Annotated in this window: 17 protein-coding genes and 1 pseudogene; 13 read left to right on the top strand and 5 right to left on the bottom strand. The window is 30.8% G+C overall.

Features of this window, described 5'->3' with window-relative positions:
• The first annotated feature begins 71 nt into the window (after nucleotides 1-71).
• Together ACYQ3D_RS04585 and ACYQ3D_RS04590 are read left to right on the top strand one after the other, a co-directional pair.
• A complete protein-coding gene (locus ACYQ3D_RS04585; RefSeq protein ID WP_459836729.1) occupies nucleotides 72-548 on the top strand; it encodes a permease in 477 nt (158 codons plus the stop codon).
• Complete coding sequence (locus tag ACYQ3D_RS04590; RefSeq protein ID WP_459836730.1) at nucleotides 545-1261, top strand: permease; 717 nt, start codon at nucleotides 545-547, stop codon at nucleotides 1259-1261. Before ACYQ3D_RS04585 ends, ACYQ3D_RS04590 begins: the two co-directional genes overlap by 4 nt.
• A gap of 28 nt (nucleotides 1262-1289) precedes the next feature.
• Here ACYQ3D_RS04590 and ACYQ3D_RS04595 read toward each other — a convergent pair whose 3' ends face one another.
• The 3 genes and pseudogenes from ACYQ3D_RS04595 to ACYQ3D_RS04605 all read right to left on the bottom strand — a co-directional run bounded on the left by ACYQ3D_RS04595 (nucleotide 1290) and on the right by ACYQ3D_RS04605 (nucleotide 3239).
• The gene (locus ACYQ3D_RS04595) at nucleotides 1290-1694 is read right to left on the bottom strand and encodes a transposase (protein ID WP_459836998.1); all 405 of its coding nucleotides are present in this window, start codon (nucleotides 1692-1694) and stop codon (nucleotides 1290-1292) included.
• A 193-nt stretch (nucleotides 1695-1887) separates the two neighbouring features.
• Nucleotides 1888-2115 (bottom strand): hypothetical protein, encoded by a 228-nt coding sequence (locus ACYQ3D_RS04600; protein WP_459836732.1) that lies wholly within the window; start codon nucleotides 2113-2115, stop codon nucleotides 1888-1890.
• 498 nt (nucleotides 2116-2613) lie between these two features.
• Nucleotides 2614-3239, bottom strand: a pseudogene (locus tag ACYQ3D_RS04605) (IS1/IS1595 family N-terminal zinc-binding domain-containing protein).
• A 121-nt stretch (nucleotides 3240-3360) separates the two neighbouring features.
• Here ACYQ3D_RS04605 and ACYQ3D_RS04610 point away from each other — a divergent pair.
• A complete protein-coding gene (locus ACYQ3D_RS04610) occupies nucleotides 3361-4323 on the top strand; it encodes a GGDEF domain-containing protein (RefSeq protein WP_459836733.1) in 963 nt (320 codons plus the stop codon).
• Between the two features lie 42 nt (nucleotides 4324-4365).
• Here ACYQ3D_RS04610 and ACYQ3D_RS04615 read toward each other — a convergent pair whose 3' ends face one another.
• Nucleotides 4366-4743 carry a thioesterase family protein gene (locus ACYQ3D_RS04615; RefSeq protein ID WP_459836734.1) on the bottom strand — a complete coding sequence of 126 codons (378 nt, stop codon included), beginning with the start codon at nucleotides 4741-4743 and terminating at the stop codon, nucleotides 4366-4368.
• A 275-nt stretch (nucleotides 4744-5018) separates the two neighbouring features.
• Here ACYQ3D_RS04615 and trpS point away from each other — a divergent pair, with 275 nt between their 5' ends.
• The 3 genes from trpS (at nucleotide 5019) to ACYQ3D_RS04630 (ending at nucleotide 7314) form a co-directional block, all read left to right on the top strand.
• A complete protein-coding gene (gene trpS, locus ACYQ3D_RS04620; RefSeq protein ID WP_459836736.1) occupies nucleotides 5019-6020 on the top strand; it encodes a tryptophan--tRNA ligase in 1002 nt (333 codons plus the stop codon).
• 153 nt (nucleotides 6021-6173) lie between these two features.
• Nucleotides 6174-6971, top strand: coding sequence for an arsenite methyltransferase (gene arsM, locus ACYQ3D_RS04625; RefSeq protein ID WP_459836737.1), 798 nt, complete (start codon nucleotides 6174-6176; stop codon nucleotides 6969-6971).
• A 19-nt stretch (nucleotides 6972-6990) separates the two neighbouring features.
• Nucleotides 6991-7314, top strand: a complete 324-nt coding sequence (locus tag ACYQ3D_RS04630; protein ID WP_459836738.1) for an ArsR/SmtB family transcription factor — start codon at nucleotides 6991-6993, stop codon at nucleotides 7312-7314.
• 426 nt (nucleotides 7315-7740) lie between these two features.
• On the opposite strand, the gene ACYQ3D_RS04635 is transcribed toward ACYQ3D_RS04630, so the two are convergent.
• The gene (locus tag ACYQ3D_RS04635) at nucleotides 7741-8181 is read right to left on the bottom strand and encodes a hypothetical protein (RefSeq protein ID WP_459836739.1); all 441 of its coding nucleotides are present in this window, start codon (nucleotides 8179-8181) and stop codon (nucleotides 7741-7743) included.
• Nucleotides 8182-8474: 293 nt separating this feature from the next.
• Between ACYQ3D_RS04635 and ACYQ3D_RS04640 the strand changes: the two genes are divergently transcribed.
• The 7 genes from ACYQ3D_RS04640 to ACYQ3D_RS04670 all read left to right on the top strand — a co-directional run bounded on the left by ACYQ3D_RS04640 (nucleotide 8475) and on the right by ACYQ3D_RS04670 (nucleotide 12281).
• A complete protein-coding gene (locus ACYQ3D_RS04640; RefSeq protein ID WP_459836740.1) occupies nucleotides 8475-8597 on the top strand; it encodes a hypothetical protein in 123 nt (40 codons plus the stop codon).
• Between the two features lie 67 nt (nucleotides 8598-8664).
• Nucleotides 8665-9594 carry an ABC transporter ATP-binding protein gene (locus ACYQ3D_RS04645; RefSeq protein WP_459836741.1) on the top strand — a complete coding sequence of 310 codons (930 nt, stop codon included), beginning with the start codon at nucleotides 8665-8667 and terminating at the stop codon, nucleotides 9592-9594.
• A complete protein-coding gene (locus ACYQ3D_RS04650; protein ID WP_459836742.1) occupies nucleotides 9587-10342 on the top strand; it encodes an ABC transporter permease in 756 nt (251 codons plus the stop codon). Before ACYQ3D_RS04645 ends, ACYQ3D_RS04650 begins: the two co-directional genes overlap by 8 nt.
• A gap of 16 nt (nucleotides 10343-10358) precedes the next feature.
• A complete protein-coding gene (locus tag ACYQ3D_RS04655; RefSeq protein WP_459836743.1) occupies nucleotides 10359-10874 on the top strand; it encodes a chromate transporter in 516 nt (171 codons plus the stop codon).
• Nucleotides 10875-10886: 12 nt separating this feature from the next.
• A complete protein-coding gene (locus ACYQ3D_RS04660) occupies nucleotides 10887-11633 on the top strand; it encodes a Rossmann-like domain-containing protein (protein ID WP_459836745.1) in 747 nt (248 codons plus the stop codon).
• A 23-nt stretch (nucleotides 11634-11656) separates the two neighbouring features.
• Nucleotides 11657-11962 (top strand): ArsR/SmtB family transcription factor, encoded by a 306-nt coding sequence (locus tag ACYQ3D_RS04665; protein ID WP_459836746.1) that lies wholly within the window; start codon nucleotides 11657-11659, stop codon nucleotides 11960-11962.
• Nucleotides 11922-12281, top strand: coding sequence for a hypothetical protein (locus ACYQ3D_RS04670; RefSeq protein WP_459836747.1), 360 nt, complete (start codon nucleotides 11922-11924; stop codon nucleotides 12279-12281). Before ACYQ3D_RS04665 ends, ACYQ3D_RS04670 begins: the two co-directional genes overlap by 41 nt.
• Nucleotides 12282-12308: the final 27 nt, after the last annotated feature.

Here is a 12308-nt window from a genome sequence, read left to right on the forward strand (position 1 = left end):
TTAGGTGGAGTTTTCAACTTATCGTTTATGATTAATTTAACCGAGAGTATTAATTGAAAGAAGGTGGTTTAATGAATACTATATTCTTAATATTAGGAGCAGTAGTAGCATTGTTGTGGTCTTTTAAAAATGATAAAGGAAAAACAATCCAAGGAATAAAGATGGCTAAAGGAATGTTTTTACAGACTGCTGGAGATATAACAGGGGTTTTGTCTTTAGTTGGACTACTATTAGCTATAATACCTAATAGTTTAATCCAATCTTTATTAGGAGGCAGTAATGCTTTTTCGAGTGCAGTTTATGGAGCATTAATTGGGACTGTTACTATTTTACCGGCTTTTATTGCTTTTCCTTTAGCAGAGTCATTATTGAGTAGTGGAGCAAATTTAATAGCAATAGCAGCATTAATTACTACTTTGACAATGGTAGGTTTTGCAACTTATCCAATTGAAGTTGATTATTTTGGAAAGAAATTTGCAATTGTGCGAAATAGTTTAAGTTTCTTATTTGCTTTATTAATTGCTGGAGGAATGGTGATTGTTTTATGACTTTAAAGAAAGCAGTTAAAGAAAATAAAGTAATAGTCGTCTCATTTTTAGCGTATCTAGGAACTTTTCTATATAATAAAAATATTTTCAACAAAGCATTAGGAAATACAATCACTTATTTAAAAGAAATGTTAGAAGTAATGCCGGCTGTAATGATAATCTCAGCTTTAATTAGTGTGTGGGTACCGCAGAGGGTTATTTTAGATAATTTTGGTAAGGATTCGGGATTAAAAGGAAGGTTGATTTCTATTTTGATAGGCTCTTTGTCAGCCGGGCCAATTTATGCAGCGTTTCCCATCACCCAATCCTTAATGTTAAAAGGGGCTAGTGTTACAAATGTAGTAATCATTATTAGTGCTTGGGCAGTAGTTAAAGTGCCGATGCTTATTGTTGAGACTAAGTTTTTAGGATTACCGTTTGCAGCAACACGATATTTATTAACAGTACCAGCAATTATAGTGATGAGCATAATTATTGAAAAAATAATTTCACGATCAGAAATATTATCAGCAGTAGATATAGACCGCCAAGAAAAGGAATTAATAATCGAAGTAGAAAAGGTTTTGCCGGGGTTGAATTGTGGGTCTTGTGATTATACAAGTTGTAGTAAATATGCAGAGGCTATTGTAGAAGGAGAAGCAGACAAAACAAGGAGTGTACCGGCTGATGATGATATAGCTCAAGAAATTGAAATGATTTTAAAAGCTTATTAAGTAATAGTTTATTAAAAAATACTATGTATCACTTTTCTTTAATATAAAATTTAGAATAAAAAAAGCAAAGGCTAAACCGTAGACAAAATAAGCTATAATGGTGACTATAATAGCTGAAGGTTCTTGCGGAATCTTTCTTTGTACTGATTGACCTAAGAGAGTACCAAATAATACAACTCAATTTGAGTCTTAATTTTTTAATTTGATTTGTATCTTTAAAATTTTTAGATCCCACTTGTTTCATCCTGATAATCTGAAGTTTAGATATTTCTCGGTTAAAATATCCATTCTTAGATTTAAGAGGTTTGCCATTTATAATATGGCTCTCAGAATAGTCTTTATAGGTTATAGTTGCAAGATTATCTAGCCCTAAATCTATGGACATAATGTTATTACCTTCAGGGTTAGTTTGTTCTTGAACTTTATACACCATAAGGAAAACCCAATCATTAGAAAGATTATCTTTTTTGATTTTTACTTGTTGCAATTTATTTCTGACGGTATGACCTTTGGGCTTAAGTGCATTTTTAGAATATATAAAGCTTTGAATTTATATGTTAGTTGCATAATGGAACTTCCTTTCAGTTTATATTATGTTCTTAAATTTATATATTTATGAGAAAAAGTTATATTGGAGGTTTTGGGATAGAAGTTACAGTAATATCGGCTATAGCACCAATTAAATAAGCAATTGGCTGAAATAGGTCATCTTTTTCTAGAAACCTAGTAGCAGTAATTTGCCAAAAAGTGACTGTGGTTAAGTTAAAATGAAACATTGTGTAATTAGCAATTAATTTAACAACATCAGCTAGCAAAGCAAGAATACTCTCAGCTATAATTTTATCTTTATACAAGATAAATCTCTTCTTCCCAAGAAACTTTAATTTATGATTAACATACCTAAAATTCCTTTAAAAAAACATTAAAAGTATATTTGTTTGAATGTAGATTTGTTTTTTAAGTTAGATTAATCTCGAGTAATTTAAGTGTGGGATAATTATAAATTAATAATTAAAAAGCATATGTGATACTCATGGAAGAAATTGATATAATAAAAGCAAAGACAGATTTGTTAATCATTGGCGGTGGAGTTGCTGGTTTGCAGGAATCAGGGGTAGGGAAGAGAAGCCTGATAGAGCTGTTTTAATTGTAGATAAAGCCAATATTAGACGTAGTGGCTGTCTAGGACTATTTCATTTAGATGTTAGTCACTTAGACCAAGCAGGAAATTAAAATTTGAAGAAGATTTTTTTAATAATAAATTACTGACTATTAATAATTAAATTTGAATCTGTAAAGTAAATATGAAAAAATAGCTATGGAAATCATAGTTTTTGAACCATTCTTAAATTTTAAGAAGCTAACAACCATGTTTTTCGCTGACTGTTAGAGTAGTTAATACCAGCTACTTGAGCTGGTGTATGGTCATTAAGCTCAGAGTGTCTTCTAACGTAGTTATAAAAGAACATCAAGGTTGTAATTAGTTGGTTGGCAGAGGAGAAAGAATTAAATCCTCTCCTCTTTTTAACCCAGTCTTTAAAGGTGCCAAAGAATGATTCAATGAGATTATTTGAAATATCTCTAGTAGAAGATTGATTTAGATAGTATAGATATAAAGCAAGCAGGATAGTATGCATTGGATATCTCATTTCTTTAAAGCTGGTTTTGCCTTTTACATTTTCGCAAGAAGGATTTTTAATGTTTGTAGGCTTTGGGATTTCGAAAGAATGGTTACATTCTTTATCACAGCATCTAAGCTGATTATAGTGTTTATAGCTATGATGTAAAAATGTAGCTTTACCACACTTTGGACATGATGGATACTTCGATCTTTGGGTTTTCTGTTTTTAATAGTTTCAGGAGCAAATTGTCGTTTACATTCTTTGCATTGATACTTTTGATGACCGTGTTTATCTTTACCATACTTGTACAGATCAGTTGAATAACAACGTGGACATTGTGTTTTATTTTGAGGCATGAAACTCTCTCCTTTCTGGATGTTATAGTGAATGGTCAAAAACTATTATATTCCATGGGAGGGGAGAGTTTCAATTTTCATATAACTTAACAGAACGAAAAATGGTGGGAGGGGCTTAAAAATGAAAGAAAATATGTTTGCTAAATATCCATATCCTATTAACCTATTCTTAAATCAATTGAGTGAAAACATTATAGTTTATTTTGATAAAGATTATTATATCTTAGATTATAATGAAGAATTTTTGAATTTGTTTGATTTTAATAAAGGAAAATTAAAGAAAAAGAAAATAAGTAATCTTTTAACAGAAAAAAGTTTTAATAAATTAAAAGTTAACTTTGGTAAAGATAAATCATATAAAAGAAAGAATCTAGAATTTTTAAGTTCTTTAGTAAACAATAAGATTCATAATACCTATAATTGTTATTTATTTAAATTAGAAGATTCTTTTTGTTTAATTGGAAAACAAGAAACATATAAAAAAACAGAAATAATTAATGAAATTTCTAAATTAAATAATCAACTTGCAAATAAGTCAAGAAAATTAACTAAAAAGAATAAAAAACTAAATAAAGCTAATAAAAGAATAGAAAATTTGCTTCGAACAGATGAGCTAACCGAATTGAGCAATAGAAGACATTTTATGGAATATTTTAAAAAGATGATAGCTAGATCTAAAAGGTATTCAACATCACTTTCTTTAATAATGTGTGATTTGGATAAATTTAAAGAAATTAATGATAATTATGGGCATGACATAGGAGATAAGGTATTAAAAGCGGTAGGGGAATTATTAAAAGAAGAAACTAGAGAAGAAGATATGGCTGCTCGAGTAGGAGGAGAAGAATTTAGTATTTTGTTAACTGATACTTCACTTCAAAACGGTAAAGTATATGCTGAAAGAATTAGAAAGAAGGTTTCACAGCTTGATATTGAAGAAGTAGATAGAAAGATTACTCTTAGTTTAGGTATTACAAAATTAAAAGAATCAGATGATAAAGAAAGCTTTTTTAAAAGAGCAGATGAGGCACTTTATAAAGCTAAAAATAGTGGAAGAAATAAAGTATCTTGGCTTTCTAAATAATAACACAAAATGACTTGATTATTTTTTATAGTTAAAATTTTTTCAGTCCTGAATCCGCCCCATAAACTTATCTTCAGCAACTATGTATCTAACGTGTTTTCCATTTCCAATCTTATTATTTTCATCTTCAACGATAACATCAAACTTGAGTTGAGAATCATTGACCTCAGTTAATTTTACAGAACAGGTTACTGTTTCTCCGACTGGAGTGGGATGCAAATGATTAATATTTAATTTGGCCCCGACAGTAGTTTGCTTATCCTCCAATTTTGCTTCAATAGCTTTCACAGCTGTATTTTCTATGAATGCAATCATAGCCGGAGTACCATAGACAGGTAAATCCCCCGATCCTATTTGATCTGCAGTATCTTCTTTTTCTACCATGGTTTCTTGTTGATATCTAAGACCTTCTTTGAGCATTATTATTCCTCCTCAGTTTTTCTTAGTCTGTCCTTAAAATATCATAGTTAATTACTTTTTTAAAGTAAATTATTAAGGTTATCTAAGGCAAAACTCTTGTTTTACATGTGAAGGTTTATATGGTAATATTAATAATAAATATTATTTTTAAGGAGTGGTATTAAATGAAGCATAATTGTAAAAAAATATTTGCTTCATTGATATGGAATCGATCACCAGAATTTAATAAAGGAATTAGATTGTATAATAACTAAAAATATAAAGGAGAGTTTATTATGTCTGATAAAAAGAATATTCTTACTGGTGATCGCCCAACTGGCAAATTACATTTAGGTCATTATGTTGGTTCTTTACAAAATCGAGTTAAATTGCAAAATGAGTATAATCAATTTATAATTATTGCAGATACACAAGCTTTAACTGATAATGCAGACAATCCTACAAAAGTGCGTGATAATATTTTAGAGGTTGCTTTAGATTATCTTGCGGTAGGAATTGATCCGGAAGTTAGTACTATTTTTATTCAATCTTTAGTACCAGAGATTGCTGAACTTACTATGTATTATTTAAATTTAGTAACAGTAAATCGATTAAAAAGAAATCCTACGATTAAAAATGAAATAAATCAAAAAGATTTTGGAGATAGTATTCCAGCAGGTTTTTTAACTTATCCGGTTAATCAAGTAGCAGATATAACTGCTTTTAAAGCCGAGCTTGTGCCAGTAGGTGAAGATCAGTTGCCAATGCTAGAACAAACTGCAGAAGTAGTAAGAAGGTTTAATAGAATTTACGAATCTGTTTTAGTAGAGCCTGAAGCCTTAGTTCCTGAATTTTCAAGATTGCCAGGAACAGATGGTAAAAATAAGATGAGTAAATCTTTAGGGAATGCTATTTCATTAGCTGATTCGCCAGATGTGATAGAAGAAAAAGTGATGGGAATGTTTACTGATCCTAATCATATTAGAGTTGAAGATCCAGGTTGTGTAGAAGGAAATCCAGTTTTTGATTACCTTGATATATTTGATCCAGAGCCAGAAGAAGTAAAAGAACTCAAAGATCATTATCGTAGAGGTGGATTGGGAGATGTTAAAGTAAAAAAACGACTTAATCGAGTATTACAAGATTTCTTGAAACCAATTAGAAAACGTAGAGAAGAGTATTCTAAAGATCCTGGAGAAGTAATGAATATTTTAAATAAAGGTACGGAAAAAGCTAGAGAAAAAGCTTCTAAGACACTTGATGAAGTTCGTGAAGCAATGCGAATAGATTATTTTTAGGATTTAAACTAAACTCCCTTACTAAAATTTTAGTAAGGGAGTTTATTATTCAACAAGGCAAATAACCTAATGAAAAGGTAATTTTTTAAGAATTCGATCGTATATTGACGATTAACGATTAATTTGATATTCTAAATTCAGGAGGGATAAGAAATGGTTGATTCTAAGAATGAAATTAAAGAAGAAATAGTAAAGAATTATTCTCAAGTAGCTAAAGGGGAACAGACAGGTTGTTGTAGTAGTGGCTGTTGTAGCGGGGATACTGCTAATTTAGATATAATTAAGGTTGGTGAAAAGTTAGGCTATTCCCAAGAAGATTTAGAATCAGATTTTATTACAGCTAATCAAGGACTTGGCTGTGGAAATCCTAAATCTATAGCAAATTTAAACGAGGGAGAAAGAGTACTTGATTTAGGGTGTGGAGCTGGTTTTGATGTATTTCTTGCTGCCCAAGAAGTTGGGGCCAAGGGCCAAGTTATTGGAGTAGATATGACTCCTGAAATGATTACTAAAGCTAGAAGAAATGCTCAGAAGAATGAGGTTACAAATGTTGATTTTCGATTAGGAGAAATTGAACATCTTCCAGTAGCAGATAATTCAGTTGATGTTGTAATTTCTAATTGTGTAATCAATTTATCAGTTGATAAAGAAGCTGTATTTGATGAAATTTGTAGGGTGCTAAAGCCAGGCGGCAAACTTGCTATTTCAGATATACTAAGAAAAGGTGAATTTCCTGAAGAAGTAAAAAATAATCTAGAGAATTATAGTAGTTGTATTGCTGGAGCTGTAGAGCCTAAAAAGTTAAGAGCAATATTAGAGAAAACTGAGTTAGAAAATATTGAAATCAAGAAGAAAGAAAATAGTGAGGAAGTTGTTAAGGATTGGTCGTCGGAAATTAATACTGAGAGTTTTATTTTTTCTGCTTATATTACTGCTCAAAAGCGACAGTGAATAATAAAGGAGAGATATAATGGCACAACCGGATAATCAAAATGATATTTGGCAAGAAGATTTGGCCCAGTTATCTAAAGCATTAGGTCATCCGTATCGGGTTAAAATAATTCAAATTTTAGCTAATTTACCGGCTGATAATCGTTGTATAGTAAGTAGTATTGTTGATCAATTACCAATTTCTCAATCTACAGTTTCGCAACATTTAAAAATACTTAAGGAATCTGGTTGGATAAAAGGGAGAATAGATGGACCTAGAGTCTGTTATTGTTTGCAGGAAGGAATTTTTGAACGCTATAGAAAATTAATCAATAAGGTTGAAAAGAGAAAAAGTCTGAAATGAGGTTAAATTTATAAATAAATATATTTAACCCCCAACTTTAAAGTTGGGGGTTAAAAGTATAGAGGGAAATCAATGGGCGATAATAGAGAATTTAAATTTTGATTAACAGCCAGTGCCCAATAGTAACAAGATCAAAATTAAGAAAACAATAAAAACTAAATCATCATCTTTGCAGTAATCTCCCACAATAGGTCCCTCTTTTCTAAGGATTATTGGTACATAATATTCATTTATGTAAAAAAATGTTAATGAAAATATTGGATAGTTCAATAAATATTCTAAAAGGAAAGGGATATATTTATTGAAGAAGAGTAAAATGAAGAGTTAATAGACTCTAGGGAGTTTTTTTAAACTAATCTAGATAAGTTGTGGAAGATTTTTAGAGATGATTTAATTATTTGTCGATTGCATATTTTTCCTCTAGTTTTAATTGTCTATTTGTTCAAATTTTTTTAGAAGTAATGCTAATATTATACCCCATAAAAAGGCACAAGTTGTATTTACTAAGCTGGTTTGAAATGAAATTTTACTAAGAAAAGATACATTGTATAGTTTTATAAGAGCCCGAAAAATAAATGTAAGTAAGAAGGCGTATAATCCTCCTTTGATCAAAACGCCTTGTGAAGTTATTTGGGGTATTAAATAGCTGAAAATAATACCTAAAGAACCTGTCCATAAAATATGAATAATTAAAGCGTAGATTGCTGCTAAAAAAGTAGTTGGTCTACTGCCTAACATAATAATACTAGCCCAATCTAGAAACCGAACTTCAGTTAAATTAAAAATATAGAAAAAGATTAAATTTATAGCATTCATAATTACTGCACTAATAGTTCCAGCAATTAGACCTTTAAATGTTCTATCCATTTAGATTCCTCCAATATTCCTCCACTTAGTAACACATTTAAAGTGTGGCCGGTATCAATACGGCTTCTACTCAGAAGACTTATTTTAATTGTTAAGATTATATCATTACCACTTATCAAACTTATTATACGACAATCAAATTACATTTATAAATGTAGTTTGTGGAAATTCATCCCCGCCAATATATTTTAAATAGTATTTATATTTAAATGATTTAGTTTGAAAGTTGACAAATTAATTTATATTGTTATAATTTAATTAAGTGATCACTTAATTAAATGGAGGTGAGATAAATGTGTGATTGTAAATGTAAACATCCTGAGAAATTAAAAGGTAAGCCAGGCGAATGTTCTACTGAGCAAATAGAAGAATGTCATGGTGACGAGCAGGGTCATTCGTGTACTAAAAAGGAATAACTAGAAAGTATGGTTTGCTACTTTTCTAGTAGCAAACCATATAATATTTGATTAAGGAGGAATTATTTTGCAACCAGCAATAGAAGTAAAGAATTTAACTAAAAGGTATAAAGAATTAACTGCTGTTGATCAGATAAATTTTACAGTCAAACAAGGAGAAATCTTTGGTTTTTTAGGTCCTAATGGAGCAGGAAAAACTACTACAGTAAGGATGTTAACTGGTGTTTTTCCTGCTGATGAAGGAGAAATTTATTTAGCTGGTTATAATTTAGAAGATAAGCCCTTACAGGCTAAAGAAAAAATTGGAGTAGTTCCTGAATTGGCTAATGCTTATCTTAATCTTTCTGCTTTAGAAAATATCCTATTTATGGCTGAATTATATGGATTTTCGCGCAAGGAAGTAAGAGATAAAGCAGAAGAGTTGTTGACGTTATTTAAATTAAAGGATAGAAAACATGACCAAGTTAAAAGTTTTTCTAAAGGGATGCAACAGAGAGTAATTATTTGTATGGCCTTAGTGAATGATCCAGATATTATTTTCTTAGATGAACCAACTAGTGGATTAGATGTCCAGAGTAAACAATTGATTAAACAGATTATTAATGATTTAAATAAACAAGGAAAAACAATATTTATTAATACTCATAATATCAATGAAGCTAATAAGATGTGTGATAGAGTTGCTATTATTAACCAAGGGGAAATTGCTGCTATTGATACTCCCGAAAATTTAAAAGCAACGATTAAAAGTACTCAATCATTAGAAATAAGTTTTACTGATGATTTTTCTTTTGAGTTTACTAAATTAGATCTAGTTAATAAAGTAGAAAAAAAGGGGGATAAATATCGATTATACACTACAGATCCTGGTGAGTTAGTACCTAGGCTTAATGACCTAATTGATAATAAGGAAACTAAAATTCAGTTAATTAATACGTTAGGGCCTAGTTTAGAAGATGTATTTATTCAGTTAACAGGAGGGATGAAAGATGACTAAGAGATTGGTTAAACTAAGATTAAGACAAATTTGGGCAATTGTTAAAAAGAATATGAATATTTATTATCTAGAGCCTCCAGTACTTATTTTTGGGGTTTTATTTCCTGTTTTTTTATTTTTAGCTTTTACTCAAGGGCGTAATATGGAGGTTAATAATTTGTTACCTGGTTTATTAGGTATTATTTTCTTTTTTACTGGCTCTTCTGTTGGCCCGTACATAACTCCGTGGGAGACAAGAACTAAAACTTTAGAACGGGTACTGAGCACGCCAATTTCGGTAACAATATTAATTTTAGGTGATATAACAAGTGGATTGATTTTTGGAATTAGTTTTTCGGCTCTAATACTATTAGGAGGAGTTCTGTTTTTTCAGATTACTATCAGTAACTTATTTTTATTAATTGGAGCTATTATTTTAGCTGCATTTTGTTTTGCTTCTTTAGGGACTCTTTTTTCTGCTATACCTACTGATAAACCATCTAATGTGATGATGATTTCTAATTTAGTTCGTCTTCCTTTGATTTTTATTAGTGGAGTTTTTATGCCACTAAATGAACTTCCTTACTGGGGTAGACTATTAGCTCCTTTATCTCCTGTTACCTATGTTACTGATGTAATGCGGTATTTATTAAATCAGGATCATTATTTTACAGTTAGCCATAATTTTTTAATGTTATTTTTGTTTGCTCTATTGTTATTTAGTTTAAGTATTTATTTTCATAAGCGGACTTTATTAGAAAGAATCTAAGGGTAAGGGGATAAAAATGTTATTAATTAAGTTATTCTTTACTTTTATGAAGATTGGAGTCTTTACTTTTGGTAGTGGATATGCAATGTTGGCTTTAGCAGAAAAAGAAGTGGTCGAGGTTCATCAGTGGTTAAGTGCAGAAGAGTTTGCTGATGCTGTTTCTTTATCTGAAATGACGCCCGGACCAATTATGATTAACTTAGCTACTTTTGTTGGTACTAAATTAAAAGGGACTTCCGGAGCTATAATAGCTAGTCTAGGTTTGATTATTCCTCCTATTATTGCTTTAATAATTATTACTAGATTATACATAGATTATAAAGATAATCAACTGATAGATAAAGTCTTTAAAGGGTTAAGACCTGCTGTAATTGGATTGATTATTACTGTGATTATCAAGTTAGGTAAATCTACTTTTGGGGGAGTAAAAAGTGTTTTGGTGACTATCATAACCGTGATTAGTATATTAGTAGGATTACATCCTATTTTAGCAGTGGTTGGAGCAGGAGCTTTAGGAATGATAATTTTTTAAGGAGGTTTTAAAATGATTAATAAAATTAAAGATAAGTTAGCTGATTTAGTTGCTGAAAATGATTTAAGAGAGGAAGAAATTAAGATTACAGCTAGGCCGTTATCCACTAAGGAGGCTATAGGAGAGACTAGTAGAGAAGATTTTCCGTTACAGACAGGAGAAGAAGTATTGATCCAAGCTGAATTTAAAGGTTGCTTAGGGCAAGCTTTTACTGATAGTCCTAAGAATTTCAAGGGGAGACTAGCTGATATTTTGGACCTTAACTTAAGTGATAATTTTAATCGAGCTTTATTAGTTGCTACTTTAAATGCAATTACTAAGTATTTAGGGATTGCCGAAGATACTATTCACTGTAAGGATGATGAACCGGAAGATTGTGGAGCGGAGATAGCAACTCAAGTAGTAGCTGAGTATGGAACAGATATCAATGTAGGAATTATTGGTTTTCAACCAGCAATTATTGAAAATATTGTCGGTGAGTTTAAGCCAGCCCAGATAAGAGTTACTGATTTGAATCCTGATAATATTAATACTACTCTAGCGGGAGTTAAAATCTGGGATGGAACAGAAAGAACAGAAGAGTTAATTAAAGCTAGTGATCTTGTATTAGCTACTGGTTCAACAGTAGTTAATGATTCCTTAGAGGAAATTATAGAGCTAACCGAGAAGTATAATACAGAACTAATCTTATTTGGAACTACTATTGCTGGAACTGCTGCTGGATTAGGATTAGATAGATTATGTCCTTATAGTTGTTAATACTAATAATGGGAGGAATGAAAGTGGAAGAATTAGTTGTTAATCTAAAGGCAATAGCTGATACAACTCGCTTAAAGTTATTAGCTTTATTATTAAAGCAAGATTATTGTGTTACAGCACTAGCTAAAGAATTAGATATTTCTGAGTCAGCAGTTTCGCAACATCTAAAAAAACTCCGGGAAGCAGGTTTAGTAGTAGGAATTAAAAAAGGCTACTGGGTTCATTATTCTGCTAAGGAGGAAAAGATAAATCAGTTAGCTAGTAAATTAGAAGATCTATCTTCTCTCGTTGATTGTTCTAAAGATCAAACTGGTTGTTGTAAAGGATAATCGGGAAGGTCATTTTAGGCGTTATCTATGGAATATATTTTTTATTCCGGTAAATTTAGGGCCAATCCAAATCCAATCTGGTCTAGCCTGGAATGTAACTGATGTTAGTATTCCTGCTCTTGATTTAGAGGAAGTTAGTATTCGTCCGGCAGGAGTAATTTCAGCTGAAGTAGGAATGCAGTTAACAGAAAATATCGTGTTCACTGCGATGTCAAGATATGAAAATATAGTAAGTGATTTTGAAGATACAACTGCGGGGCAGATGGATATTTCTGGAGAAACTATTTCTGCTTTTTCAGGATTGCAAGTTCAATTTTAAAAAATGTGCTTTATAAAGTTTAAACTT

Source organism: Halanaerobaculum tunisiense, from assembly GCF_054657635.1.

Coding starts and splice junctions, on each gene's coding strand:
- ACYQ3D_RS04640 (WP_459836740.1), top strand. CDS start 8,475: ATGTGTGATTGTAAATGTAAACATCCTGAGAAATTAAAAGGTAAGCCA.
- ACYQ3D_RS04595 (WP_459836998.1), bottom strand. CDS start 1,694: ATGGTGTATAAAGTTCAAGAACAAACTAACCCTGAAGGTAATAACATT.
- arsM (WP_459836737.1), top strand. CDS start 6,174: ATGGTTGATTCTAAGAATGAAATTAAAGAAGAAATAGTAAAGAATTAT.
- ACYQ3D_RS04590 (WP_459836730.1), top strand. CDS start 545: ATGACTTTAAAGAAAGCAGTTAAAGAAAATAAAGTAATAGTCGTCTCA.
- ACYQ3D_RS04585 (WP_459836729.1), top strand. CDS start 72: ATGAATACTATATTCTTAATATTAGGAGCAGTAGTAGCATTGTTGTGG.
- ACYQ3D_RS04615 (WP_459836734.1), bottom strand. CDS start 4,743: ATGCTCAAAGAAGGTCTTAGATATCAACAAGAAACCATGGTAGAAAAA.
- ACYQ3D_RS04655 (WP_459836743.1), top strand. CDS start 10,359: ATGTTATTAATTAAGTTATTCTTTACTTTTATGAAGATTGGAGTCTTT.
- ACYQ3D_RS04635 (WP_459836739.1), bottom strand. CDS start 8,181: ATGGATAGAACATTTAAAGGTCTAATTGCTGGAACTATTAGTGCAGTA.
- ACYQ3D_RS04630 (WP_459836738.1), top strand. CDS start 6,991: ATGGCACAACCGGATAATCAAAATGATATTTGGCAAGAAGATTTGGCC.
- ACYQ3D_RS04650 (WP_459836742.1), top strand. CDS start 9,587: ATGACTAAGAGATTGGTTAAACTAAGATTAAGACAAATTTGGGCAATT.
- ACYQ3D_RS04660 (WP_459836745.1), top strand. CDS start 10,887: ATGATTAATAAAATTAAAGATAAGTTAGCTGATTTAGTTGCTGAAAAT.
- ACYQ3D_RS04610 (WP_459836733.1), top strand. CDS start 3,361: ATGAAAGAAAATATGTTTGCTAAATATCCATATCCTATTAACCTATTC.
- trpS (WP_459836736.1), top strand. CDS start 5,019: ATGTCTGATAAAAAGAATATTCTTACTGGTGATCGCCCAACTGGCAAA.